This is a genomic window from Amycolatopsis sp. NPDC049688 (genome assembly GCF_040674975.1).
GTDB lineage: Bacteria > Actinomycetota > Actinomycetes > Mycobacteriales > Pseudonocardiaceae > Amycolatopsis.
Genome location: NZ_JBFANY010000020.1, coordinates 124,723 through 149,531, shown reverse-complemented (window position 1 = coordinate 149,531; position 24,809 = coordinate 124,723). Strand labels below are relative to the sequence as shown.

At 72.5% G+C, this 24,809-nt stretch carries 25 protein-coding genes; 15 read left to right on the top strand and 10 right to left on the bottom strand.

Annotated features, from left to right (window positions below; translation table 11 throughout):
- Window positions 1-31 precede the first annotated feature (31 nt).
- The 3 genes from AB0J55_RS40475 to AB0J55_RS40465 are packed head-to-tail and all read left to right on the top strand — an operon-like array spanning window position 32 to window position 2,090.
- Window positions 32-544, top strand: a complete 513-nt coding sequence (locus AB0J55_RS40475; RefSeq protein ID WP_364261554.1) for a sigma-70 family RNA polymerase sigma factor — start codon at window positions 32-34, stop codon at window positions 542-544.
- Window positions 541-1,206 (top strand): OmpA family protein, encoded by a 666-nt coding sequence (locus tag AB0J55_RS40470; protein ID WP_364261551.1) that lies wholly within the window; start codon window positions 541-543, stop codon window positions 1,204-1,206. The genes AB0J55_RS40475 and AB0J55_RS40470 overlap by 4 nt, the downstream gene beginning before the upstream one ends.
- A 26-nt stretch (window positions 1,207-1,232) precedes the next feature.
- On the top strand, window positions 1,233-2,090 hold the full coding sequence (locus tag AB0J55_RS40465) for a helix-turn-helix domain-containing protein (protein WP_364261548.1): 858 nt from the start codon (window positions 1,233-1,235) through the stop codon (window positions 2,088-2,090).
- Between the two features lie 38 nt (window positions 2,091-2,128).
- On the opposite strand, the gene AB0J55_RS40460 is transcribed toward AB0J55_RS40465, so the two are convergent.
- Window positions 2,129-2,632 (bottom strand): MarR family transcriptional regulator, encoded by a 504-nt coding sequence (locus AB0J55_RS40460; RefSeq protein ID WP_364261545.1) that lies wholly within the window; start codon window positions 2,630-2,632, stop codon window positions 2,129-2,131.
- A 128-nt stretch (window positions 2,633-2,760) separates the two neighbouring features.
- Between AB0J55_RS40460 and AB0J55_RS40455 the strand changes: the two genes are divergently transcribed.
- Window positions 2,761-3,699: an NADP-dependent oxidoreductase gene (locus AB0J55_RS40455; RefSeq protein WP_364261542.1), complete on the top strand. Its 939-nt coding sequence runs from the start codon at window positions 2,761-2,763 to the stop codon at window positions 3,697-3,699.
- Here the strand turns inward: AB0J55_RS40455 and AB0J55_RS40450 are convergent.
- Both AB0J55_RS40450 and AB0J55_RS40445 read right to left on the bottom strand, forming a co-directional pair.
- Complete coding sequence (locus tag AB0J55_RS40450) at window positions 3,677-4,312, bottom strand: DUF998 domain-containing protein (RefSeq protein ID WP_364261539.1); 636 nt, start codon at window positions 4,310-4,312, stop codon at window positions 3,677-3,679. The two genes, AB0J55_RS40455 and AB0J55_RS40450, sit on opposite strands and share 23 nt — an antisense overlap.
- Before the next feature lie 25 nt (window positions 4,313-4,337).
- On the bottom strand, window positions 4,338-4,709 hold the full coding sequence (locus AB0J55_RS40445) for a cupin domain-containing protein (protein WP_364261536.1): 372 nt from the start codon (window positions 4,707-4,709) through the stop codon (window positions 4,338-4,340).
- Between the two features lie 144 nt (window positions 4,710-4,853).
- Here AB0J55_RS40445 and AB0J55_RS40440 point away from each other — a divergent pair, with 144 nt between their 5' ends.
- Window positions 4,854-7,490, top strand: a complete 2,637-nt coding sequence (locus tag AB0J55_RS40440) for a LuxR C-terminal-related transcriptional regulator (protein ID WP_364261533.1) — start codon at window positions 4,854-4,856, stop codon at window positions 7,488-7,490.
- Here AB0J55_RS40440 and AB0J55_RS40435 read toward each other — a convergent pair.
- A complete protein-coding gene (locus AB0J55_RS40435) occupies window positions 7,462-8,529 on the bottom strand; it encodes a HAMP domain-containing sensor histidine kinase (RefSeq protein ID WP_364261530.1) in 1,068 nt (355 codons plus the stop codon). The genes AB0J55_RS40440 and AB0J55_RS40435 overlap by 29 nt on opposite strands.
- 234 nt (window positions 8,530-8,763) lie before the next feature.
- Between AB0J55_RS40435 and AB0J55_RS40430 the strand changes: the two genes are divergently transcribed.
- From AB0J55_RS40430 to AB0J55_RS40405, 6 genes are all read left to right on the top strand, one after another.
- On the top strand, window positions 8,764-10,305 hold the full coding sequence (locus tag AB0J55_RS40430) for a cellulase family glycosylhydrolase (RefSeq protein WP_364261527.1): 1,542 nt from the start codon (window positions 8,764-8,766) through the stop codon (window positions 10,303-10,305).
- Window positions 10,306-10,409: 104 nt separating this feature from the next.
- A complete protein-coding gene (locus AB0J55_RS40425) occupies window positions 10,410-11,222 on the top strand; it encodes a serine hydrolase (RefSeq protein WP_364261524.1) in 813 nt (270 codons plus the stop codon).
- A 194-nt stretch (window positions 11,223-11,416) separates the two neighbouring features.
- Complete coding sequence (locus AB0J55_RS40420; RefSeq protein WP_364261521.1) at window positions 11,417-12,568, top strand: Cys-Gln thioester bond-forming surface protein; 1,152 nt, start codon at window positions 11,417-11,419, stop codon at window positions 12,566-12,568.
- A gap of 204 nt (window positions 12,569-12,772) precedes the next feature.
- Window positions 12,773-13,600 carry an AraC family transcriptional regulator gene (locus AB0J55_RS40415; RefSeq protein WP_364261675.1) on the top strand — a complete coding sequence of 276 codons (828 nt, stop codon included), beginning with the start codon at window positions 12,773-12,775 and terminating at the stop codon, window positions 13,598-13,600.
- A 78-nt stretch (window positions 13,601-13,678) separates the two neighbouring features.
- A complete protein-coding gene (locus AB0J55_RS40410) occupies window positions 13,679-14,509 on the top strand; it encodes a carbohydrate-binding protein (protein ID WP_364261518.1) in 831 nt (276 codons plus the stop codon).
- Window positions 14,510-14,631: 122 nt separating this feature from the next.
- The gene (locus AB0J55_RS40405) at window positions 14,632-15,387 is read left to right on the top strand and encodes an alpha/beta fold hydrolase (protein WP_364261515.1); all 756 of its coding nucleotides are present in this window, start codon (window positions 14,632-14,634) and stop codon (window positions 15,385-15,387) included.
- Window positions 15,388-15,438: 51 nt separating this feature from the next.
- Here AB0J55_RS40405 and AB0J55_RS40400 read toward each other — a convergent pair whose 3' ends face one another.
- The gene (locus tag AB0J55_RS40400) at window positions 15,439-16,512 is read right to left on the bottom strand and encodes a glycoside hydrolase family 19 protein (RefSeq protein ID WP_364261512.1); all 1,074 of its coding nucleotides are present in this window, start codon (window positions 16,510-16,512) and stop codon (window positions 15,439-15,441) included.
- A gap of 380 nt (window positions 16,513-16,892) precedes the next feature.
- Window positions 16,893-17,141, bottom strand: coding sequence for a hypothetical protein (locus AB0J55_RS40395; protein ID WP_364261509.1), 249 nt, complete (start codon window positions 17,139-17,141; stop codon window positions 16,893-16,895).
- Window positions 17,142-17,454: 313 nt separating this feature from the next.
- On the opposite strand from AB0J55_RS40395, the gene AB0J55_RS40390 reads away from it, so the two are divergent.
- Window positions 17,455-17,631 carry a zf-HC2 domain-containing protein gene (locus AB0J55_RS40390; protein ID WP_364261506.1) on the top strand — a complete coding sequence of 59 codons (177 nt, stop codon included), beginning with the start codon at window positions 17,455-17,457 and terminating at the stop codon, window positions 17,629-17,631.
- Here AB0J55_RS40390 and AB0J55_RS40385 read toward each other — a convergent pair.
- Window positions 17,628-18,581 carry an AsnC family transcriptional regulator gene (locus AB0J55_RS40385; RefSeq protein WP_364261503.1) on the bottom strand — a complete coding sequence of 318 codons (954 nt, stop codon included), beginning with the start codon at window positions 18,579-18,581 and terminating at the stop codon, window positions 17,628-17,630. The two genes, AB0J55_RS40390 and AB0J55_RS40385, sit on opposite strands and share 4 nt — an antisense overlap.
- 110 nt (window positions 18,582-18,691) lie before the next feature.
- Here AB0J55_RS40385 and AB0J55_RS40380 point away from each other — a divergent pair, with 110 nt between their 5' ends.
- Window positions 18,692-20,068, top strand: coding sequence for an MFS transporter (locus tag AB0J55_RS40380; RefSeq protein WP_364261500.1), 1,377 nt, complete (start codon window positions 18,692-18,694; stop codon window positions 20,066-20,068).
- Here AB0J55_RS40380 and AB0J55_RS40375 read toward each other — a convergent pair.
- The 3 genes from AB0J55_RS40375 to AB0J55_RS40365 all read right to left on the bottom strand — a co-directional run bounded on the left by AB0J55_RS40375 (window position 20,046) and on the right by AB0J55_RS40365 (window position 22,777).
- On the bottom strand, window positions 20,046-20,453 hold the full coding sequence (locus AB0J55_RS40375; RefSeq protein ID WP_364261497.1) for a hypothetical protein: 408 nt from the start codon (window positions 20,451-20,453) through the stop codon (window positions 20,046-20,048). The genes AB0J55_RS40380 and AB0J55_RS40375 overlap by 23 nt on opposite strands.
- 44 nt (window positions 20,454-20,497) lie before the next feature.
- A complete protein-coding gene (locus tag AB0J55_RS40370) occupies window positions 20,498-21,367 on the bottom strand; it encodes an oxidoreductase (RefSeq protein WP_364261494.1) in 870 nt (289 codons plus the stop codon).
- Between the two features lie 258 nt (window positions 21,368-21,625).
- The gene (locus AB0J55_RS40365; RefSeq protein ID WP_364261672.1) at window positions 21,626-22,777 is read right to left on the bottom strand and encodes a glycoside hydrolase family 3 N-terminal domain-containing protein; all 1,152 of its coding nucleotides are present in this window, start codon (window positions 22,775-22,777) and stop codon (window positions 21,626-21,628) included.
- Window positions 22,778-22,958: 181 nt separating this feature from the next.
- Here AB0J55_RS40365 and AB0J55_RS40360 point away from each other — a divergent pair, with 181 nt between their 5' ends.
- Together AB0J55_RS40360 and AB0J55_RS40355 are read left to right on the top strand one after the other, a co-directional pair.
- On the top strand, window positions 22,959-23,537 hold the full coding sequence (locus AB0J55_RS40360; protein ID WP_364261491.1) for a LuxR C-terminal-related transcriptional regulator: 579 nt from the start codon (window positions 22,959-22,961) through the stop codon (window positions 23,535-23,537).
- A gap of 9 nt (window positions 23,538-23,546) precedes the next feature.
- The gene (locus AB0J55_RS40355) at window positions 23,547-24,806 is read left to right on the top strand and encodes an extracellular solute-binding protein (protein ID WP_364261488.1); all 1,260 of its coding nucleotides are present in this window, start codon (window positions 23,547-23,549) and stop codon (window positions 24,804-24,806) included.
- Window positions 24,807-24,809: the final 3 nt, after the last annotated feature.

Genomic DNA, 24,809 nt, shown 5'->3' with positions numbered 1-24,809 from the left:
AGCACTGCTCTCGGCCACTCTCCGGAGATCCATGACGGGCAAGCAATCGTCCGCGCGCGCGAGTTACGAGGACTTCTACCGGTCGCATTCGCCGCGGGTCATCGCACACCTGCTCTACCTCGGTTTCCCGAGGCACATCGCGGACGACGCGACGCAAAGCGCGATGGTGGACGTGCACCGGAACTGGCACAAGATCGGGAAACCGCACCTGTGGGCCCGCAAGGCCGCGGAGCATCACGCCGGCCGGGTGTGGCGGAAGACCCGGAACGAGGTGCCCTGGCCGGACGCCTACGACCGGCCGGTCGCCGAGGACCCGGAAATCGCGTACGTGGTCGAACGGCACAGCAGGCTGGTCTCGCTGGTCAACGAGCTTCCCGAATCCCTCAAGACGGTCTTCGCCCTCCACCTGGACGATTTCGGCACCAAGGAAATCTCGGAGTACACGGGAGTTTCGGTCAGAGTGGTCCAGAAACGCCTGAAGCAGGCTCGGGAGCTGCTGCAGAGCAGATTCGTCGGCGACGGACGATGGGAGGGAAACCGGTGAACGACGACGAATTCGACGAGATGCTGCGAGAGCAGCACCGCCTCTTCACGGCCGACATCTCCCGCGCCGTCGAAAGCCGGCCGGTTCCGGTCCACCTCCCCAAGCGCTACCGGGTAAGCGGGGTCCTCTCGGCGATGCTTGGTCGCCTGCAGCCAGAGTGGCGGGTGAGCGGCCTGCGGACTGGGGCCGCTCTGGCCGCATCGGGCTTGACCGTATTGGCTATCGCCTTCCTGCCGGCGCAGCCGGGCGACCCCTCCGTCAGGCCGGAGGTCGGCGCACACTCGCCGGTGGGCACTCACCCCGGGGCCCACGGTTGCCCCTGTGCCGGAACTCCAGGGCCGGCGAAGTTCAGTTTCCCGGTCCTGTTCCGGCCGGACAGTGCCGAACTGACCCCGCAAGCGAGAGAGCTCGTCATCGGGGCGGTGCGCCGGATCCGCCCGGGCGACCGGATCGTCGTGGTAGGGCACACCGCCCGCATCGGGGATGCCGGGTCCGCTCGTGCGTTCAGCGTCCGGCGCGCTCAGGCGGTGGCCGACCTGCTGGTCAGCCTCGGCATCGCGGAAGACCGGGTGACGGTGCGGGGCGCCGGTTTCGATCAGTCGCCGCCCGGGGACGACGTCCGGAGCCGCCGGGTGGAGGTCGACGTCGTGGCGCCTGACTGACCCCTCCGGTCGGGCACACTGACCGGGTGGCTCTGCACGATCTCGGAACGGCCGTGCGCCGGTTGCGCGAGAACACCGACCCCGCCACCGTCGGACTGCCCCCCGGCGGAACCAGACGCGTCCGCGGTTTGCGCCGGGAAGAACTCGCCGACCTGGCCGGTGTCTCCGCCGACTACGTCCGGCGGCTCGAACAGGGGCGCCGCCAGCCCTCGGCCGGAGTCGTCAACGCCCTCGCCCGGGCCCTGGACCTCGGGCGGGCCGAGTACGAACGGCTCTGTGCCCTGGCCGGGTACGCCGCCGCCGAGGGGCGGGTCCCGGGTGACGCCGGGCCCGGTGCGCTGCGGTTGCTGGAGCGGTTCGGGGACACCCCCGCCTTCCTGACCGACGCCGCCTGGAACGTCGTGGCCGTCAACCGGGCCTGGCTGGCGCTGCAGGCCGGGGCGCCGGCCCAGCACGCCCGGGACTGGAACGTCGCCTGGCGCACCTTCTGCAACGCCCTCGGCGGGATCCACCGGACCGGCGACGGCGCGGCCGGGTTCCGGGCCATGCTCGCCGCTCGATTACGGGACGCCGCCCTGCGCTATCCCGGCGACGAATCCCTCGCCGGGCTCGTCGACGACCTGCGGAGCACCAGCCGGCCGTTCGACACCCTGTGGCGCACGCCGGAAACCGTCTCCGGCTACGAAAACCAGGCCGTGTTCCGGCATCCGGACGGCACGGACCTCACGCTCGACGGCAACCTCCTGCACGTGCCCGGCGACGACCTGATGGCGGTCGTCCTCACCGCCGCACCGGGCTCGGCCGACGCCGCGCGGCTCGGAGAGGTCGTCCGCGCCGCCGGGGCGCCGTCCGTCGTCAGGGTGGGCCAAACCGGCCCAGGCTGATCGCTGCGGGAACCGTGATCATCAAGGGCGAGAGGAGGTCAGGCTCCGTCCTTGCGGCGGCGAGGCGCGGCCGAGCGGGGCGGTGTCGCGCGCATGTGGTCCCGCACCGGCGTCAGCAGCCCCGCGAGCGCTTCGACCTGGTCTCGTGAGAGCGGCTCCAGCAGCAGGCTGTTGACCACCTCGATGTGCCCGGGCAGCACCTTGCCGAGCAGCGCGCGCCCGGCGCCGGTGATGGTGACCGTGACGCTGCGCTCGTCGTCCGCGGACGGGCCGCGGACCACCAGCCCCGCCTTTTCGAGCAGCCCGGCCTGGTAGGTCAGGCCGCTGCGGCTGTAGACGACGCCGTCGGCCAGGTCGGTCATCCGGTGGCTGCCCGACGGCGCGTCCCCGAGCCGGGCCAGCAGCTGGAACTGCACGTAGCTGAGGTCGCCGGCCTCGCGCAGCTGCTGCTCGACCGCGTGCCGCAGCAGGCTGGCCACCTCGATCAGGGCGAAGTAGGCGCCGAGCTGCACGGGGTCGAGCGACGGGGGTGAGTCAGCCATCACCGCAGTCTACTGCTTCGAATTCGAAGGGTTGTCAAGGTGAGCGACCTCACTTGCTTCGAATTCGAACTAGTCGTACTGTCATCGGCAGATGCTTCGAATTCGAAGCAAGAATGGGAGAGAGTCCGATGAAGGCAGTGCGGTTCCACGAGTACGGCGACGCCGGCGTCCTGCGTTACGAAGACGTCGAGCAGCCGGTCCCCGGTGCCGGGCAGGTCCGGCTCCGCGTGGCCGCGACGTCGTTCAACTCCGTCGACGGCAACATCCGCGGCGGCTTCATGCGCGGCCCCATCCCGGTGGAGCTGCCGCACACGCCCGGCATCGACGTCGCCGGCACGGTCGACGCGGTCGGCGAGGGCGTGCACCTGGCGGTCGGCGCCGAGGTCATCGGCTTCCTGCCGATGGACAAGCCCGGTGCCGCGGCGGAGTACGTCCTCGCCCCGGCCGAGGTCCTGACGCCGGCGCCCGCGAGCGTTCCGCTGCCCGACGCCGCCGCGTTGCCGCTGGTCGGCCTGACCGCGTACCAGGCCCTGTTCGACCACGCCGGGCTGCAGGCCGGGCAACGCGTGCTGGTCAACGGCGCCGGAGGCGCGGTCGGCGGCTACGCCGTCCAGCTGGCGCACAACGCGGGCGCGTACGTGATCGCCACCGCGAGCCCCCGCAGCGGCGACGCGGTCAAGTCGGCCGGTGCCGACGAGGTCGTCGACCACACCAGCGCCGGGGTGACCACGGCGGTGACCGAGCCGGTCGACGTCGTGCTCAACCTCGCGCCGGTCGCCCCGGAGGAACTGGCCGCGCTGGTGACGCTGGTGCGTCCCGGCGGGGTCCTGGTCAACACGACGGTGTGGATGCCCGCGCCCGGCGACGAAGCGCGCAACGTCCGCGGGATCGACCTGTTCGTCCGCAGCGACGCCGGTCAGCTGGCGAAGCTGGTCGCGCAGGTCGACCGCGGCGAGCTGCACGTCGACGTCGCCGAGCGGGTACCGCTGGCCGAGCTGCCGGCGCTGCACGCCCGGGCCGCCGAGGGCGCGGTGCACGGCAAGGTCATCGTCGTCCCGGCCGGCTGACGCGAGCGGCGACGGCGGACACCCAGAGCATCGCCGCGATGGCGCCGGCGGCGAGCGTCAGGGAACCCGCCGCGCCGCCGGCCATCGCCCACAGGTCACCGGCCAGCAGCGCGGTGCCCGCGACGAACGACAGTCCCGCGGACCGGCGGTCGCCCGCCCGGGCGAACCGGCGGCCGAGGACGCAGCAGGCGGCGATGAGGGCGATGAACGAGACGCTGCCGGCTGCCATGTGGCCGATCGCGTGCCACGACACCTCCGCCGGCCCGGCCTCGGAAGTGCCGGCGGGGAAACCGTTCCCGGGATCCGGCGGGAGGATCCCCGCCGCGATCATCCCGGCGCCGTACACCGCCAGCAGTTTCGGCAGCGCTCCGCCGCCGAAGCGGAAACTGCCCGCGCCGATCAGGATCAGCACGCCCGCGACGACGAAGTTGGTGATCTGCAGCCAGCCCAGCGAGCCGGTACTGAGGGCGCTGAGCGGGTGGCGGGTCAGGTCGAAGCCGTCGCGGGTCGCCGCCTGGGCCAGCGAGACCGTGGTCCACAGCGGGGCGGCGACGGCCAGGCAGGTCAGGCGCGTGGACGCCGTCGGGGCGGGGCGGGTGATGGTCGTGGTCATGGCGTGTCCTTTCGGAGGAGAGGATTCAGAAGGTGACGCCGGCTTCAGCGGCTTCGGCGTCGTCGAGGAAGTCCTGCTCGATGCGCGGCGACGCGTGGATGCACATCATCCGCAGCGGCTCGGGCCCGACCGCGCGGAACGCGTGCGCCGTGCCCGCGCCGACCACCACGACGTCGCCCTGGTTCGCCGTCACCTCGCCGTCGGAGGTGCGGACCAGTGCCTCGCCGGCCAGCACCACCCAGGTCTCCGAGTACGGGTGCACGTGGGCGGCCGGCCCTTGGCCTTCGGTGTTGTACACGTGGAAGAACGAGACGCCGGAGCCGTAGGCCTCGCCTTCGAACCGGGCCGTGCGGCCGGTGCCGATGCGCAGGTCGTCTTCCTTCGCGATGACCACCATGGGAGTTCCCCTTCCAGGAGTGTTCCGGTCTGCCGGTGATCCTCGGGCGACGGCCGGTCCCGGACATCCGTGGTGACCACGGAACCCACCACGGAGATCCGGTACGGACCCGGCGACCAGGCACGATGCGGCATACTCGGTGCCATGCCGACCGCGCCGACGATCTCGCCGCGCGAGCGCGAAGTCCTGCTGGCGGTGGCCGATCACCTGACCAACGCCGAGATCGCCGGCCGGCTCTACGTCTCGGTCCGGACCGTCGAAAGCCACGTCTCCGCGCTGCTGCGCAAGCTCGGCGCCCGCGACCGCCGGGAACTGGCCGCGCGGGCGCCGGGCCTGGCGACGGCGAGCGAGCCGGCCGGGCTGGTGGTCGGCGCGCCGCAGCCGCCCACCGGTTTCGTCGGGCGGGCGGCCGAACGGGACGCCGTCGTGCGGCTGGTGGGCGAAAGCCGGGTGACGACCGTCCTCGGCCCCGGCGGGGCCGGGAAGACCCGGCTGGCCCTGGCCGCGACCGAGGCCGCCGCCGCGGGGTTCCCGGACGGCGCGACCTTCGTCAACCTGGTGCCGGCCCGGCCGGGTTCGGTGCTCGAGTCGGTCGCCGCCGGGCTCGGTGTCCTGCCGCGGCCGCAGCAGCCGCTGCCCGACGCCGTCGCCGGGCAGCTGACCGGCCGGGCCCTGCTCGTCCTCGACAACTGCGAGCACGTCGCGGACGACGTCGCCGCGGTCATCACCGCGCTGACCACCGCGAACCCGCGGCTGAGCGTGCTGACGACCAGCCGGGAACGGCTCGGCGTGCCGGGGGAGACCGTGCTGCAGCTCGGGCCGCTGCCCGCCGGCGGCGATGCGGTGACCCTGTTCACCGACCGGGCGAAGGCGGTCGACCCGGCGTTCGACGCCGATCCCGCGCAGGTCGCCGAGCTCTGCCGCGAGCTGAACGGCTCGCCGCTGAACATCGAACTCGCCGCCGCCCGCGTCGCGTCGCTGGGCCTCGAGGGGCTGCGGGCCGGGCTGGCCGACGACCCGCTGCGCGTGCTGGCCACCGGGCGCGGCGAGCCGCGGCACCGGTCGCTGCGTTCGGTCATCGAGTGGAGCCACCGGCTGCTGAGCGCCGAGGAACGCACGGTCCTGGCGCGGGTTTCCCGGTTCCGCCACGGCTTCGACCTCGACGGCGCCGCGGCCCTGTCGCCGGACCTGTCCGTCGGCGCGGTGTCCGACGTGCTCGGGCGGCTGGTCGACAAGTCACTGGTCACCGTGCACCGCGAGCCGGTTTCCTGGACGCTCCTCGACGGCGTCGCCCGGTTCGCGCGCGAGCAACCGGAGAACTCGGCCGAGGTCACCGTCCGGTACCGGCACTGGGCCGCCCGCCGCGCGCGGGAGCTGACCGGACGTCTCGGCGGCGACTGGCGCGACGAGTTCGACCGGGTCGCCGACGACCTGCGTGCCTGCGTCGCGGAGGAACCGGAACACGCCCTGGCCGCGGATCTGGCCCGGCTGGCCTACGCGCGCGGCTTCCTCGCCGAAGCGGCGGCCCACTGGCGCACGGCCGCGGACCGGGCGGCGACTCCGGCGGCCGCCGCGGCGGAGCTGGCCCGCGCGGGCAGCTGCGTGCACCTGCTCAGCCACGCCCGCGACCACTACGACCTGCTGCTCGTCGCGGCCGATCGGGCCGCGGACGACCCCGCCGCGCGATCGGTCTGCCTGGCCACCGCCGTCGTCCTGGCCGAACGGTTCCGCGGCGCCGGTTTCGTCACCGACCCGGTGCCCGCCGCCGAACTGGACCGGATGCTCGCCGAAGCCACCCGGCTGGCCGGAGATTCGGCGCACGTCGCCGTCGCCAGGGCCTGGCACTCCGGCCCGGGCCCGCAGACGGTCACCGCCGAGGCTGCCGGGCACGCCGTGGCGGCGGCAGCCGGCGATCCGCTGCTGCTCAGCGCCGCGCTGGACGCCCGGTGCACCGCCGAGGCCCTCGCCGGCCGGCCGGACCTGGCCCACCGCACCACGCAGGAACGCGTCGAGCTCGTCACGAAGGCGGATCGCACCGACCCGCACGCGGCGCTGGAGGTGCTGGACGCGTTCCGGTCCGCGGTCACCTACGCCGTCGCCACCGGAGCGCTGTCCGACGCGCTTTCCGTGAGCCGGCGCGCCGCGGGCGATCCGGCTCTGGCCGGGCACCCGTACTGGGGCAGCAGCGGCCTGGTCACCACCCTGGCGCTGACCGGCTGGTTCGCCGACGCCCTCGCGCTGGCCGGCGAAATGTGGCGCGTCACGGCGGAGAACGGTCCGCCGCGCAACGCCACCCTCGGCGTGCCGCTGCTGGCGGCCGCGCTCGCCGCGGGCCTGTCCGGCGACGAACCGGCGATGAGCCGGTGGCGGGCGCGCGCGGCCGGCGTCGCCGGTGTGGCGACACCGGCCGCGTCCGCGAACCTGGCCCCGCTGGACGCGTTCGTCCGGGCCCGGGTGGCCCTGCACACCGGGGCCGGCTTGGCCGAACTGCTCCCGGAGGTGGGCGCCGGGTTCGCCGCGGGCCGGTTCGACGGGTACGCCGCCGGCCTGGCCGCCGAACTGGCCGTGGTGCTCGGCAGCGCCGACGTCGATCACCACCTCCGGCGCGCCGGGCAGCACGCCCCTCACAACCGCTGGACGGCGGCGGTCCTGACCCGCGCCCGCGCCCGTCGCGAGGGCGATTCCGGGCTGCTGCAGGAAGCCGCGGACCGGTTCGCCGAGCTCGGCGCCGTCTTCGAAGCCGAGGTGACGGCTACCGCGGTGCAGGCAGCCGGATCGTGACGAGGAGACCGCCGCCCGCGCGCGGGGTCAGTTCCAGCATTCCGTCGTGGGCCCGGACGATGCTGTGCACGATCGCCAGCCCGAGCCCGACGCCGGTCTGCGCGCCGGTGCGGGTGCGTTCCGAACCGCGCTGGAACGGCTCGACGAGGGTCGGCACCAGCTCCGGGGCGAGCGGCGCGCCGGTGTTCTCGACCCGCAGCACGCTCGCGTAGCGCCGCGGTTCCGTGTGGACGGTGATGCTGCCGCCGCACGGGAGGTTGTGCACGATCGCGTTCTGGACGAGGTTCGTCACCATCCGCAGGATCAGCGCCGGGGAACCGGACGCCCGGGCCGGCTCGCCGGTGACCTCGAGGGTGATCCCGCGCTGTTCGGCCAGCGGCAGCAGGGTTTCGGCGGCTTCCTCGGCGACCAGGGAGAGGTCGACGGGCTCGCGGGTGAAGTTCCGGCCGTCGCTGCGGCTGAGCAGCAGGAGCGCGTCGGTGAGGTCGATCGCGCGCGCGTTGACGGTGTGCAGGCGTTCGACGAGTTCACCGCGGTCGAACTCCGGGTCCTTGCGGGCGACGTCGAGCATGGCCTGCGAGATGGCCAGCGGGGTGCGCAGTTCGTGGGACGCGTTCGCGGCGAACCGCTGCTGTTCGGCGACCCGGGATTCGAGCCGTTCGAGCATCGCGTCGAAGACGTCGGCGAGTTCGCGGAACTCGTTCGCCGGGCGGCCGCGGAGGCGGATCCGGTGCGACAGCGACCCGCCGGCGGCCAGCCGGGCCGCGTCGGTGATCCGGGTGAGTGGCGCCAGCATCCGGCCGGCCAGGAGCCAGCCGCCCAGCAGGCCGAACGCCAGGAGGAAAACCAATGCGGCCGCCGCGGCGGGGGTGAACATGCGCAGCAGGAGGTAGCGGTTCGGGGAGATCCCCAGCAGGCCCTGGTCGTTGTCGGGCACGTACCGCAGCAGGTACGCCCACACCACGGCGAGCAGGACGGCGCCCGCGAGGAGGAGGAACCCGGCGTAGCTGAGGGTGAGCTTGAGCCGGGCGCTGCGCATGGCCGGAGCTTAGGTCGGCCGGGTTATCGCGGGCGTATGCGTCAGGGCGCCGCCCGCCGGGCGGTGCCTCCGGCCGGGGCAGCCGCCTGCGGTCGTTGGCGGAACGCGCCGGACGCTGTTCGCCTCAATCAGCCGTTGGTGATTGACAACCCCGCGCCCGGGCAGCGACCGTGTGCACGGCGTCTGGGAACGCTCCCAGACGCGTCCGCCGTCAGTGTGCACAAGGGAGTGCCGATGTGGGGAAGAGCCGGAAAACGTCCTGCCGTGCTGGCGGTCGCGGGTCTCGCGGCCGCAGCCGCGTGCGTCGTCACGTCGACGACGGCCGTGTCGGCGGCGAATGAACCGAGCGCGGCCGCTGCGGCGTTCGCCTGCAAGGTCACCTATTCGGCCAACGACTGGGGAAGCGGTTTCAGCGTCACCGTCGGCATCGCCAACGTCGGGTCCTCGGCGGTCGACGGCTGGACGCTGACCTACTCCTACACCGGCAACCAGACCCTGCAGCAGGGCTGGATGGGCACGTGGACCCAGTCCGGCAAGCGGGTCACCGTGACCAACGCGAGCTGGAACGGCACCATCCCGGCCGGCGGTTCGGTCGGCACCGGCGCCAACTTCTCCTACAGCGGCACCAACACCACGCCGGCCGACTTCGCCGTCAACGGCGCCGCGTGCACCGGGACCCCGCCGACCACGGCGACGACCCCCATCACGAAACCGACGACCACGACGCCGACCACGACCACGACACCGCCGCCACCCGGGCCGGCGCCCGCGCTGCACGTCTCGGGCAACAAGCTGCTGACCGCCGCCGGGAAGACCTACCGGCTGCTGGGCGTCAACCGGTCCAGCGGCGAGTTCGCCTGCGTACAGGGCAAGGGGATGTGGGACAGCGGCCCGGTGGACCAGGCTTCGGTCGACGCGATGAAGGCGTGGAACATCCACGCGGTGCGGATCCCGCTCAACGAGGACTGCTGGCTCGGCCTGTCCGGCTCGCCCAGCGGCGCCGCCTACCAGCAGGCCGTCAAGGACTACGCGAAACTGCTGGAGGCCAACGGGATCAACCCGATCCTCGATCTGCACTGGACGCACGGCCAGTACACCGGCACCTCCTCGGCCTGCACCGACGTCAACGCGACCTGCCAGAAGCCGATGCCCGACCGGCAGTACGCGCCCACCTTCTGGACCCAGGTCGCCACCGCCTTCAAGGGCGACGACGCCGTGGTGTTCGACCTGTTCAACGAGCCGTACCCGGACGCGGCCGCCAACTGGTCCGACGCGACCGCCGCGTGGAAGTGCCTGCGCGACGGCGGCACCTGCACCGGGATCGGCTACGCCGTGGCGGGGATGCAGGAGCTGGTGGACGCCGTGCGCGCCACGGGCGCCACGAACGTCGTGATGACCGCCGGCCTGACCTGGACCAACGACCTGACCCAGTGGCTGGCCTACCGCCCGAACGACCCCGCGGGCAACGTCGTGGCGTCCTGGCACTCCTACAACTTCAACGCGTGCGTCACGGTGTCCTGCTGGGACAGTCAGATCGGGACGGTCGCCGCGCAGGTTCCGGTGCAGGCCGGCGAAATCGGCCAGAACAGCTGCGCGCACGACTACGTCGACCAGGTGCTGGCGTGGCTGGACGCGCACAACCTCGGGTACACCGCGTGGACGTGGAACCCGTGGGGCTGCAGCGGTGGCAACGTGCTGATCGAGGACTACGCGGGCACGCCGACGAAGACGTACGGCGAGGGTTTCCGGGCCCACCTGCTGACCGTCAACCCGTGAGAGGAGCCGCCCCGGCGGCCTGCTGACCGGGTGCGGCGAGTGCCGGCTCGCCGCACCCGTGCCAGTCTGGGCCGGGGAACAGGCCACTCGGACCGGGAGACGCCATGGGCAAGCTCGTGCTCGCCGCGCTGCTGGCGGCGTTCGCGCTGGGACCGCCGCCGGGACCGGGGCCGGGTGGCGACGGTTTCGGTCCGGAGCTGCGGGCGCGCATCGCGCGGGCGCAGGCCTACGCCGACAGCCGGCCCGGCGTGACCGGGATCGTGCTGCGGGACCGCCGGACCGGCGCCGTCCACCGCAGTCCCGCGGCCGGGACGCTGATCTGGGCGTGCTCGACGCCGAAGCTGGCGATGGCGATCGACCTGCTGCTGCGCCAGGACTCGGGCGCGGTCTCGCTGACCGCCGAGGACCGTGAGCTGATGCACCGGATGCTGCACTCCAGCGACGACGACGCCGCCCACGCGCTGTGGACCCGGTTCGGCGGCGAGGCGGAGTTCGCCGCGCGGTTTCCCGCGTACGGGATGACCGGCATGCGGTTCAGCGACCGGCACCCGCACCACTGGGGCTGGATCCGCACCACGGCGGACGACCTGGACCGGCTGATCGGCTTCGTCCTGACCCGCCTGCCGCCGCAGCACCGCGACTACCTCGTCCGGGAGCTGCGCACGGTCGACGTCAACCAGCAGTGGGGTGTCTGGGGTGCCGGGCCCGCCGCGCGGCCGGGGAACAAGAACGGCTGGTCCGACGACAACGACGACGGTTCCTGGATCATGAACTCCGTCGGTTTCGCGGGTCCGCAGGAGCGCTACACCGTCGCGCTGATGAACGACACGAAAGTCGTCGAGAACGGCGAAGAGACCGGGCGGGAGACCACCACCCGGATCGCCGAAATCCTGTTCCAGGGGTATTTCGGCGGCTGACATCCGTGCCCCGTTCTGCGGTTTCCCGGGTGAATCCGTGTTTGGAGGGGCACCCTGCGTAGCCCCTGTGGGGTCTGTGTAAGCTCCGGTGTCGCTTGACCGGGTGATCACTCACCCGAATCAGTGGCCGCCGTGGTCGGGGATGGCTCTCACGCGGCCCCTAACGGTGTGGTTCGGGCTCGGATAGGAGATTTATGCAGGTCAGGTCAGCTCTCGTGCGTGGCGGGATCGCGGTGCTCGCCGCGGCCGCCGCGGTCATGGTCGGCGCGCCCTCGGCGCTCGCGGACGACGGCGCCGCCCGCGGCCGGGTCAGCGAAAACTCGGGCACGGTCGGCTACCGGATCAACCTCGACGGCGGTGGCGACTACATCGCCAAGCTGTTCGACTTCAAGCTCTCGGACGGCAAGTCCCTCAAGCTCTACTGCGTGCAGATCACCGTCGGCATGCGCACCGACGTCGACATGGTCGAGCGGCCGTGGAACTCCTACCCCGCCGCGAACTCGCCGTTCAAGAAGAACAGCGACAAGATCAACTGGGTGCTGCACCACGGCTACCCGGGCATCAAGCTGGACGCGCTCGCGGACGCCCTCGGCAAGCAGGGCGTCAAGGTCCACGACGGCATCTCCGAGCGCGAGGCGATCGCCGCGACGCAGGCCGCGGTGTGGCACTTCAGCGACGGCGTGAACCTGAACCTCCAGAAGCCGCTGGCCGAGAACAACCCGGCCGAGGCCAACGCCGACGTCGCCGCGCTGTACAGCTACCTGGTCGGCGACCAGAACAAGGGCCTCGGCGCGCAGCCGAAGCCGACGCTGAACATCGCGTCGCCGAAGGGTGACGGCAAGGCCGGCACCAAGATCGGCCCGTTCGAGGTGGCCACCTCCGGTGACGTCACGTCGCTGACCACCGAGCTGCCCGACGGCGTCAAGGTCACCGACGCCGACGGCAAGGAGCTGAAGACCGCGGACGTCAAGGACGGCAGCAAGCTGTTCGTCGACGTCCCGGCCGCCACCAAGCCGGGCAACGGCTCGTTCTCGCTGAAGGTCACCGGCGAGCTGGACACCGGCCGCCTGTTCGTCTCGGAGAACTACGCGAGGCAGCCGGCGCAGTCGCTGATCGTCGCCGACTCGGAGAAGACCCAGGTGGCCGCGAAGGCGACCGCGGCCTGGACCGAGGCCGGTGCCGTCCCGAGCACCCCCGCGCCGACCACCCCCGGTGGCGCTCCCTCCGGTGGTGGCGAGCTGGCCAACACCGGTGTCGACGCCGCGGTTCCGTTCACCGTCGGCGGCCTGCTGCTGGGCGGCGGCGCGCTGATGCTGCTGCTGAACCGGCGCCGCAGCCGCGCGTAAGGCAGTACCGCAGCACCTCGCGAACCGGGGCCGGTCCATTGTGGACCGGCCCCGGTTTTCGCATCCGCACCCGACGATCGGATTGCGATCTTCGGGGCAAAAGCGGCGAACCGCGCGTCAATTGGTCTAGACTTTTTCGCCATGCGCGGTACGACCGTTCCATCCGGTACGCCCTGCCTGCCGCCCCGGGCGGGGGAACTGCCGCTGCACCGCCTGGAGGTGCCGGCCCCGCACGCGCCGCCGTTCGCCGTCGGCACGTTCGACGCGCTCGGGCCGCTGGCGCGCGCGGAGTTCCCGCACCGGCACACCTTCTACGAGCTCGTGCACGTCACCGGCGGCACCGGCGCGCACGTCGTCGACACCGCGCGCTGGCCGTTGCGGCCGCCGCACCTCGGCGTTCTCACGCCGGGCCAGGTGCACCAGTGGGCCGGCGTGCGCGGGCTCACCGGCCACGTCGTGCTGTTCACCGACGACTTCCTCCTCGACCACCCGGCCGACCGCGAGCTGCTGCGGCGGCTGGGCGAACGGCCGTGGCTGCACCTGGACGAGCACGCCGACGCGGGTGTCACGCGGCTGATCGCCGACTTGGAAGAGGAGTACCGCCGCGGCGGTGACGGCACGGAGTCGGTGCTGCGGGCCCTGGTGCACGTCCTGGTCGTGCGGGCGGGCCGGCTGCTGGGCCCGCCGCCGGCGGCGCCCACCGGCGCGGTGGCGGCCGAGTTCGTCCGGCTCGCCGGCCGCCCCGGGCCGGGACCGTGGTCGGTGAGCGAGCACGCCGAACGCCTCGGTGTCACCCCGGGCCACCTCACCGAAGCGGTGAAGGCCGCGACCGGCCGGACGGCCGCGCAGCTGCTGCGCGAGGCCCGGACCCGGGAGGCCCAGCGGTTCCTGCTCCGGACCGACCTCACGGTCCGGCAGGTCGCCCGCCGCGTCGGGTTCGCCGATCCGGCGTACTTCTGCCGCTTCTTCCGCCGGGAGACCGGGCTCAGCCCCGGCGACTTCCGGCGCGGCGGCGAGAAGCACCACGACTGACCGGTCCAGTCCATCGTCGGCCACCGGGTGCGCTGCCTACGTTCGAGGGGATCCCCGACCTCCCCACGAGGAGCAGGCATGGACGAAGAAACCAGGCTCAGCCGCAAGACGGTGCTGAAGGCCGCGCTCGCCGCGGGTGTCGCCGCGCCGGTCGCGCTGATCGGCGGCCCGGCACTCGCGCGCACGAATGCCGCCGGCGGCACCGCACCGGAGCTCACGCCGTCGTGCCACGACGGCGACGAGCCGACGATCGAGCAGACCGAGGGGCCGTACTTCAAGCCGAACTCGCCCGAACGGACCAACCTGGTCACCCCCGGTACCCAGGGCACCCGGCTGACCGTGACCGGCTACGTCTTCGGACGGGCGTGCCTGCCGGTCGACCGGGCGCTGCTGGACTTCTGGCAGGCCGACGTCAACGGCGCGTACGACAACACCGGCTACACCTTCCGCGGCCACCAGTACACCAACGCCCAGGGCGCGTTCACGCTGTCCACGATCGTGCCGGGGCTCTACCCGGGCCGGACGCGGCACATCCACGTGAAGGTCCAGGCACCCGGCCGGCCGATCCTGACCACGCAGCTCTACTTCCCCGGTGAGCCGCGCAACAACACCGACACGATCTTCGACGCGCGGCTGCTGATGACCGTGCGGGACAACGGTTCCGCGAAGGAAGCCGCGTTCGACTTCGTGCTCGACGTGCCGCAGACGCCGACTTCGGCCCCGCCGACGTCGACGACCGGCGCGCCGACCTCGACGCCGCCCGGGGACACGTCCTGGGCGGTGGGCACCGCGTACCCGGCGGGTGCCCGGGTCACCTACGGCGGCCGCGCCTACGTGTGCCTGCAGGCGCACACCGCCCAGCCCGGATGGGAACCTCCGGCCGTTCCGGCGCTGTGGCGGGCGGCGTGAGGCGTCCCGCCTGAGGAGGGAGGGAGAACCGGCAGGCCCCGGCCGCATCCCGGGGCCTGCCGCCCCCATACTGCGCACGTTAGGGGTCGACGACGGCCCGGCGGCCTGCCAGATTGGGGGCCATGACGATTTCCCTCGACGCTTCGCAGTGGGTGCGGCGCTTCCACCCGGCGCCGTCGGCCGCCGCGCGGCTCGTGTGTTTCCCGCACGCCGGGGGATCGGCGAGCTACTACCACCCGGTTTCGGCGGCGCTCGCGCCCGCGGTGGAGGTGCTGGCCGTGCAGTACCCCGGCCGCCAGGACCGGCACGCCGAAGCCCCGGTGGACGACCTGTTCGTGCTCGCCGACCGGCTGGCGGACGTGCTCGCCGCGGAAACCACCGGGCCGGTGGCGTTCTTCGGCCACAGCATGGGCGCCAGCCTGGCCTTCGAGGTCGCCCGGCGGCTCGAAGCGCGGGGCACGCGCCTGCTCACCCTGTTCGTTTCCGGTCGCCGCGCGCCTTCGACGGTCCGCGACGAGCGGATCCACGAAAAGGGCGACGACGCGCTGCTGGCCGAGGTCAAGCGCCTGGGCGGCACGGACACGTCGGTGCTGGACGACGAGGACATCCGCGGCCTGGTGCTCCCGGCGCTGCGCAGCGACTACAAGGCGGCGGAGCTCTACCACTACCGCCCCGGCCCGGATGTCAGCTGCCCGATCGTCGCGCTGATCGGCGACAGCGACCCGAAGGTCACCGAAGCCGAGACGCGCCCGTGGTCCGAGCGCACGTCCGGGGAGTTCGAGCTGAAGACGTACCCGGGCGGCCACTTCTACCTCAACGACCACGCCGGGGCGGTCATCCGGCTGATCGGCGACCGGCTCGCCCGGCTCGCCCGCTGAGCAAGCGGGCGGGGTGCGCCGCGATCCGGCGCACCCCGCCCGCGTCAGGCGTCAGCAGTAGAGGTTGGCGCCCGGGTCGACGCCGAGGATCGAGCTGATCTGGCGGTACTTCGAGACGCGGCTCTCGACCTGCGCCGGGTTGCCGCCGTTGCACTCGATCGAGCCGTTGATGCTGCGGATGGTCTCGCCGAAGCCGCGGCCGTTGACCATCGCGTTGTGCGGGGTCATCGTGCCGGGGCCGCTCTGGGTGTTCCAGTACCAGAGCCCGGTCTTCCACGCGACGGCCGAGTTCTGCTCCACCTGCCAGGGGTTGCCGAGCAGATCGATGCCGAGCGCGTCACCGGCCGCCTTGTAGTTGAAGTTCCAGCTCAGCTGGATGGGGCCGCGGCCGTAGTAGGCGGACTGGCCGGCGGGGCAGCCGTAGGGCTGGTTCCAGTCGCAGTAGTGCGGGTAGTTGGCCGTGTTCTGCTCGACGATGTAGACGAGCCCGCCGGTTTCGTGGTCGACGTTGGCGAGGAACGCGGCGGCTTCCTGCTTCTTCACCGTGTCGCTGCCGGTGGTGGCGAAGCCGGGGTACGCGGACAGGGCCGCGCTGAGGCCGCTGTAGGTGTAGAAGGAGTTCCGGCCCGGGAACATCTGGTTGAACTGCGCTTCGCTGACCACGAACGAGCCGGGGTTGCCCGGGTCGGTGCCGCCGCCGCAGCTGTAGGGCTCCCAGTACCAGGTGCTGATCACGGGGTCGTAGCCCGGGTTGGCGTTCTTGGCGCGGTAGTAGCCGCCGTTGGTGTAGCGCACGATGGCGCCGACGTCGTACCACTGCCCGGCCACCCAGTTCGGGTAGTTGCAGGTGGTGCCGGGATCGGAGCCGCCGCAGCTGTAGGGCTCCCAGTACCAGGTGCTGATGACCGGGTCGTAGCCCGGGTTGGCGTTCTTGGCGCGGTAGTAGCCACCGTTGGTGTAGCGGACGACGGCGCCGACGTCGTACCACTGCCCGGCCACCCAGTTCGGCGCACTGCACGCGGCGGCGGCCGCCTGCGGAGCGTGCCCGGTGGCGGCGGGCACGCCGAAAACGAGCCCGGCTACGGCGGCGACAGCGGACAGGACCGCGACAAGACGTCTTCTCAAGACTCGCTCACTCCTTCGGCCACGACGGAATCCGGGCGCGCGAGGCGCCCGTGTCGGGGGTGGGGGTGCTCATCCGGCCGAGACGAACGTGACAACGGTCACTAGAGCAGATTGGTCTAGTCCAGTCAAGAATGCCGGGGGCGGCGGGCAAGGGTTCTGCGCGAACGTCCCCTGCACCTGCCGGAGTGGGTTTGACAGCCGGGCCGCGGTGGCAACGCTCGCCGGCCGCGCGGGTGCCGCGGCAGGTCGGCGCGTGGAGTTGTCGTGGGGCGCGCGGCGGGTTCCGCGGAGCGCCCGCAGCAAGCCGGTGCGAAGGCGGACCTGCCGTGGTGCGGGGCGGGCGACGCGGCGGGAAGCAGCCGCGTGGCCCGCCCGGGGCGTCACCGCGCTTGCGGGATCCGCACCTGCGCGGCCGGGACGACGTGCAGGATGCGCTGCAGCCTCGCCCGGCCCAGCCGGTGGAGCATCTCCCCGAGCTCCTCCGGCGCGATGCTCCCTTCGAGGTCGATCCGCGTCGTCCGGACGACGCGATCGATCTCCGAGGCGGGGAGCCGCCCCGCGAACTCCCCGGCCAGCCACACCCCGACCTCGTCCACGACGTCGTCCGCCCGGTGGCTCCGTACGGTCATCGCTCTCCTCGTTTCGGATCGCCTTCTCACCCAGGCCGGAGCCGGAAAATCCCAGCCCGACGCGAGTCCGACGAGCGAGCGCGGGAGCCATGACGCCGAATCGGCGAACTTCGCCGCACAAAAGCTTTCCGTGGTCGGACCGGTGAGTACCGTGACGGCTGTTATCACTCACATGGGCTGTTCGCCGTCCGAAGTTGTCGGCCGTTCGGGTAGAAATCCGCGGAACCTCCCCCATGGCGCGTCCGGCTCAGGACCCTGGAGACGTCTGACAGAGCGGGCGTTCCCAGCGGGACGCGGAACGGAGACGCGATCCATGGGCCGGTACGACCGGACCGACCTCGGGGCGTACAGCCTGGGGTTGCTCGACGCGGCCGACGCGGCCCGGGTCGAGCGGCACCTGGCGGCGTGCCCGGACTGCCGCCAGGAGGTCCGGGAGTTCGAAGCCGTCCGCGGCATGCTGGACCACCTGGTCGACGTCAAGTCCCCCTAGGACCACCGGGAGGCCGCCGCCTTCACGGTCCGCAGCACCGGCGCCGTCTCCAGCGTCCGGATGGCGTCGAGGGCACCCAGCCGGTGGGTCAGGTAGTGGTGCAGTGCCGCCGCGTCCGGGCAGAGGGCCTGCGCCACCAGGTTGGCCGGGCCCGTCGTGGCCGCGACGATCGCCAGTTCCGGGTGCCCGGCCAGCGTCTTCGCCACCCGGTCGAGGTGGGCCGGCGCCACCGACATCCACAGCAGCGCCTGCGTGGTCGCGCCCAGCAGCGCCGGGTCGATCTCCAGGTCGAAGAACACCGTTCCGCCGGCCCGGAGGTCGGCCAGCCGGCGCGCGACGGTCGCCGCCGACCAGCCCGTGGCCGTCGCCAGCTCGGCGAGGCCCGCCCGGCCGTCGCGCTGCAGCGCCGCCATCAGCGCGGCGTCGTCGCCGGTCAGCGGCTTGCCCGGGCCCTCGTGCACCGGGGTGAGGGCCGCGATCTGCGTCGCGTCGAGCGAGTTGGCGCGGCCGAGCCACGCCGTTGGGCCGCCGAAGTAGCGGTGCAGCAGCTGGTGTGCCGAGACGGCCGTGACGCTCGCCGTGCGCGGGATGTCCCGCAGCAGCAGCGAATGGTCGCTCGCCGCCGGCGTCTGCACGTTCACGCAGATCTCCGTGCCGCCGGACATCAGCTTGATCCACGCCGTGTCCGCGCGGCGCGCGAGCGCGTGGGCGAGGTCCTGCGCGGTGTGCGGGGTCGCGGTCAGGCGGACCATCCACTCGGCCTGCCCGGGGCGCTGCGGGTCCGGCAGGCCGACGACGCGGAGGGACGCCTCCGCGCGGAGCCGGCGGTAGCGCCGCGCCACCGTCTGCGTCGAGACGCCGAGGACGTCGCCGATCTTCGTGAACGGCGCCCGTCCGTCGATGTGCAGCGCGTGGATCAGGGCGCGGTCGACGTCGTCCAGCGTAATCATATCCATCATTGAACCGCAAAACATGGAACAAATCAGCGATCGACTACTGGTAGCTGGAACTGCCGCTGATCACGCCGTCAAGGTGGGCGCCGAACGAAAGGAGGCACCCCGTGCCCACCATTACGCGTCACCGGCGGCGCTGGGCCGCACTGGCCGTGCTGCTCGCCGCCGAGGCGATGAACCTGCTCGACGCGACGATCGTCCAGGTCGCCGGGCCCGCGATCCACGCCGCACTCCCCGGCCCGCCCGCCGACGTCCCGTGGTTCAGCGCGGCCTACACGCTGCCGTTCGCCGCCTTCCTCATCACCGGCGGCCGGCTCGGCGACATCCTCGGCCGGGCGAGGGTCTTCCGGATCGGCGTGGCGGGCTTCGTGCTCGCGTCGCTGGGCTGCGCCGCCGCTCCGGACGCCGGTCTGCTGATCGGGGCGCGTGCGGTCCAGGGAGCGGCGGCCGCGCTGATCATCCCGCAGACCATCGGCCTGATCCGCGCCCTCTTCGACGGCGACGAGCGCGCGAAGGCCCTGGGCACCATCGGACCGGTGATGGGCCTGTCCGCGGTCACCGGGCCGCTGCTCGGCGGCCTGCTGACGCAGTCGGTGTCGTGGCGGGCGGCGTTCCTGGTGAACGTCCCGGCCGGGCTCGCGGTGCTCGCCGCCGCGCGGCTGCTGCGGGAGGACCGGGCGGACACCCGGCCCCGGCTGGACCTCGTCGGCACGGCGCTCGTCGTCGCGGGCGCCGGGCTGCTCGTCTACCCGCTGATCGACCCCGCCGGGACGAACTGGGGCCTGCTCGCGGCCGGGCTTGCGCTCCTGGTGGTGTTCGGCTTCCAGCAGCGCCGTGCGGCCGCGCCGCTGGTGGAGCCGAGCCTGTTCGCGAACCGCGGGTTCCCGGCGGCGCTGGCCGGCTCGCTGCTGTTCTTCGCGGTGATGACCGGCCTGATGCAGGTCGTGCCGATGCAGCTCCAGCTCGGCCTGGGCGCCGACGTCCGCACCGCGGGCCTGACGCTGCTGCCGCTCTCGGCCGGCCTCGCGGTGTCGTCGTACGTCGCCGGGGCCCGGCTGGTGCCGAAGTTCGGCGCACGCGTGATGTTCGCCGGGCTCGCCCTGCTGACGGCGGGCATCCTCGCCGCCCTCGCCGCGGGAGCGGGCGCGTACCCGTGGGCGCTGGCCCTGTGCGGCCTCGGGATGGGGACGTTCACGGTGCCGTTCTTCAGCGCCGCACTGGACCGGGTCCGGCCGGCCGAGACGGGGTCGGCCGCCGGGCTGCTCAACGCCGTGCAGCAGCTCGGCGGCACCCTCGGGGTCGCCCTCCTCGGCGGCCTCTACCTGGGCACCGGCACGGCGGCCGCCGCGCTCGGCGTGGGAGCCGTGCTCGCCGTGGCCGCCGCGGTGGCCGTGGTGCCCCTCACCGGTCGTCGGGGTCCGGGTGGCGGAGCCTCCGGCCCGGGGCGGCGCCCCGGTCGTCTCAGTAGTCGTCGCGGCCGGTGAACTGCTGTTCCAGCAGCTCGGCCGCGCCGGCGACCAGCTCGAGGGGGTCGACGAACTCGTTGATGTCGAGGTTGATCAGCGGCAGCGAGTGGCGGAGCACGACGTGCTCGCCCATCACCGCGATGCCGCCGACCACGATCGCCTCGCCGACCTCGGTCAGCACCTCGAGGAGGTCGACCTCCTCGTGCCGGGCGAACGGCGTGGCGATCTGGACCCAGTCCTCGCGCTGGTCGAGGATCTCGCGGGCGATCACGACGATCTGCGCCCGCTGCTCGGTGTCCGGGTCGTCCCCGAACACCAGGCGGATGCGCAGCTCGTCGGGCTCGTCGCGCACCACCCGGTACGCCTGCCTGATGTACGCGACCAGATCGCCCCACTCCGCCACGCTCGACTCCGTCCTCGCGGGTGTCCGAGCGCTCAGCGTAGCGATCAGGCGGCGCCGATCCGCTCGAGATCCGCGAGAACGTCCGCGGGCAGTTCGAGCTCGGCGGCGGCGAGGTTCTCGCGCAGGTGGGCGATCGACGACGTGCCGGGGATCAGCAGCATCGACGGCGACCGCTGCAGCAGCCAGGCCAGCGCGACCTGCATCGGCGTGGCCCCGAGCCGGGCGGCGCAGTCGTCGAGCAGCCCCGACTGCAGCGGGCTGAACCCGCCGAGCGGGAAGTACGGCACGAAGGCGATCCCTTCGGCGGCGCACTTGTCCACCAGGTCGTCGTTTTCGCGGTGGGCCAGGTTGTACTGGTTCTGGACGCAGACGACGGGCGCGATCGCCTTGGCTTCGTCGAGCTGCGCGGCGGTGACGTGGCTGACGCCCAGGTGCCGGATGAGCCCCTGCTGCCGCAGGTCGGCGAGCACCCCGAACGGCTCGGCGAGCGACATCGCCACGGGGTAGCCGCCCGAGGCGTCGCTGAGCCGCAGGTTGACGACGTCGAGCGCGTCGACGCCGAGGTTGCGCAGGTTGTCGTGCACGGCCTGAGTGAGGTCCTCGGCCGACAGCGCGGCCGGCCAGCCCTTGTCCGCGCTCCGCCGCGCCCCCACCTTCGTGACGATGACGAGCGAATCGGGATAGGGGTGGAGGGCTTCCTTGATCAGGGCGTTCACGGTGTGGGGACCGTAGTAGTCGCTGGTGTCGAGGTGGGTGACACCCCGGTCGACGGCTTCCCGCAGCACGGCAACGGCGGCATCGTGGTCCCGCGGCGGCCCCCAGACACCGGGACCGGCCAGCTGCATGGCGCCGTAACCCATGCGGGTCACGGGAAGTTCGCCACCGAGGGAGTACGTGCCACCGAGGTTCGCCATGCTTCTCCTTGCTCCGGGGTGCCTCCACGGAAGTCTAGGCGCGGCGGCCCGGGTCTTCGCGCCATCCGGTTTTGTCGGTGCTCTCCGGTAGGCTGGAATTCGGGGGCTGCTCAGTCGATTTCCCTTGCGCCGCAACGGAAATCTCGGCCCGAGGTTCACCCGGTTCAGCGATGATCTTCGCACGCCTGTTCGGTAGCGTCGTTCTTGTGACCGCGAACCCGCGGCACTCGGCAGATGGAGGAGATCACCGTGCAGACCTCAACCGCAGAGACCCTTGCCCCGCAACACCCGCGTCACCGACTCCTGCACCCGGGCCGGTGGCAGCTCCCCGCTCTGCACCGCCTTCACCAGGCGGTCGAGCACCTCGTCCACCCGGCCCCCGGAGGACCACAGCGCCTGGTCCGCGCCGGCCTGCAGCGCCTTCAGGACCGCGTCCGGCAGCGAATACTGCGCCGTGATCGCCTTCATCGCCCCGAGATCGTCCGTCACCACCGGCCCGGTGAAGGAGAATTCGCCGCGCAGCAAGGCGTACGCGGCCGGAGACAGGGAGGCCGGCACCCCGCCGGTGAGGTCCGGCACGTCGAGGTGGCCCATCATCACCCCGACCGGGCCGTAGCCGGCCAGGCCGCGGTAGGGCACGAGGTCGACCGCCCGCAGCTGCGCGAGCGGCGGCGTGACCACCGTGCCCTTGTGGGAGTCGCCCGAGCCGTGGCCGTGGCCCGGGAAGTGCTTCAGCACCGGCTGGACGCCCGCGTCCCGCAGCCCGGCCGCGAACGCGGTCGCGTACGTCTTCACCCGCGCCGGATCCGGGCTGAACGACCGGTCGCCGATCACGTCGTCGTCCGGCGCGTCCGTGACGTCGGTGTCCGGGGCGAAGTCCACCGTCACCCCGCGGGTACGCAGCTGGCGGCCGCGCTCGGCGGCCAGTGCGCGCACCTCTTCCGGCGACTTCGTGGCGGCCATCGTCCGGGCCGACGGGAGGTCGCCGTCGAGGTCGTCGATGCGCTGGACGCGGCCGCCTTCCTCGTCGACCGACACCGCCACCGGCACCTTGGCCGCACCCTGGACCGCGGCGAGCGCGCGATCTTTCAACAACGCTGTTGCGTTACCGCCGATGAAGATCCCGCCGACCTGGTGGTCGCGCACCAGGGCCACGGTGGCCGCCGGGTCGTCGCCGGAGACGCCCACGACCACCAGCTGGGCGACCTGGCTGCGGACGTCGAGGCCGTTCACCAGGGCCGCGCAGTCGCCCGGCCGGGCAAGCCGGGAGGTGGGCACGGACGGCCCGGGCGCCGGAGCGGCCGGAACAGCAGCCGGTGGAGTGGAGGCCAGGGGCAGAGCCAGCCCGGGCACGGTCCGCGGTTGCAGGCCCACGACCAGCGAACACCCGGCCACGATGGCGAACGCCACCCCGAAGGCGGCAAGACGTCGGCGGTTCATCGGTCCCTTCACTCGTCCGTGTGTCCCCCGACCGTAGTCGACGGCCCAACTTCACGGCGTGAAGAAGGGCGCCGCCCGCCTTAGAGATTTCGTGAAGGCGCCCTCAGCAGACTGACGCTGTCAGGGATCGGCGTGGGCGGAGGAGGGTTCGATGGACCAGGTGCGAGTGGCGGCGTGGGCGTCCGACCCGATCGCGCTGACCGGGCTGATCAACCACCTGAAGGCCCGACCGGAGCTGCTGGTCCTGCCCCGCGCCCGCCGGGGCGAGGCTGCCGTGCTGGTGTTCGCCGTCGGGGAGGTCGACAGGGAAGCCGTGGCCGCGTTGCGTGCCGCGGCCGCCGAGTCGCCCGCCGCGATCGTGCTGGTCGCCGGGCACGTCGACCCCGCGCACGTGGGCCTGCTGGCCGAGTGCCACGTCTCCGCCGTGCTGCCGCGGACCGCGCTCGACCGGCTCACCGCGAGCGTGCTCGCCGCCGCGCGGGGCCGGTCGTCGTCGCTGCGCGAGCAGGTCGCGGCCCTGGCCGGCGAGGCCGGTGGTGCGGCGCTGACGCCGCGCGAGGTGGATGTGCTTCGCCTGATGGCCGAAGGCTGGGACACTGCCGAGATCGCGGGCAAGCTCTGCTACTCGGAACGGACCGTGAAGAACGTCATCTACGCCATGACCAACCGGCTCAACCTGCGCAACCGGCCGCACGCGGTCGCGTACGCCGTGCGGGCCGGTGTGATCTGAGGAAGCCTGTTGCGAACGATCGCCCGCCGGACCGCCATCGTGGTCGCCGCGTTGATCCCGCTCGCCGCGTGCAGCCCCGCTGACACCGGGGGGAAGACGAAACTCACCATCGCGACCTTCGGCGAGTTCGGGTACGCACCCCTGATCGCCGAGTACGAGAAGCTGCACCCGGACATCACGGTGCAGAACCGCGTCACCGACTTCGACACCCACCACAAGGGGCTCGCGACGCAGCTCGCCACCGGGCACGGCGCGGCCGACGTCGTCGCGATCGAAGAGCAGTACATACCCCAGTACCGGAAGGCGAAGGACAAGTTCGCCGACCTCGCCGGCTACGGCGCCCGCGATCTCGAACACCAGTGGGTGCCGTGGAAGTGGGCGCAGGGCACCGACGGTGCCTTCGTGCTGGGCCTCGGTACGGACATGGGCAGCCTCGCCCTCTGCTACCGGCGTGACCTGTTCGCGGCCGCGGGCCTGCCGACCGGCCGTGACGAGGTCGCGAAGCTGATGCCGGACTGGAACGCCTACGCGGCCACGGCGGACCAGTTCGCCGCCAAGACACCGGGCGTGAAGTTCGCCGACTCGGCCGGCACCGTCTACACGGCGATGCTGAACCAGTCGCCCGAGAACTACTTCTCACAGCGGGACGACTCCTTCATCGCCGACCGCAACCCGAGCGTCCGCGGAGCTTTCTTCCTCGCCGGCGGTATCGCGGCGAAGGGGCAGACAGCGGCGGCGACGACCTTCACGCAGGCGTGGAACGTGGCGATCAAACAAGGTTCCTTCGCCACCGTCGCCTGCCCGGCGTGGATGCTCAGCCAGATCAAGGAAGCCGGCGGCGACGGCAACCGCGGCAAGTGGGACGTCACGACCGTGCCCGGCCGGAGCGGCAACCAGGGCGGCTCGTTCCTGACCGTGCCGAAACAGAGCCAACATCCGAAGGAGGCGTACGAGCTCGCCCGGTGGCTGACCGCCCCGGAGCAGCAGAAGAAACTCTTCCTCTCCGACGGCATCCTGCCCAGCGAACCGGCCGTCTACCAGGATCCGCAGGTCGTCGCGCACACCGACCCGTACTTCGGCGACGCACCGATCGGGCGCATCTTCGCCGCTTCGGCGGACCAGTTGCGGCCGAACTACCGCGGCCTGCGGGACGCCGACGTCCGGCCGGAGTTCGGCCGGGCGCTGGGGCGGATCGAGGACGGGACCGAGAAGAACGTCGACCAGGCCTGGGCGCAAGCCGTCCAGCAGGCGCAAGCCGTCTTGAAGTAGCCG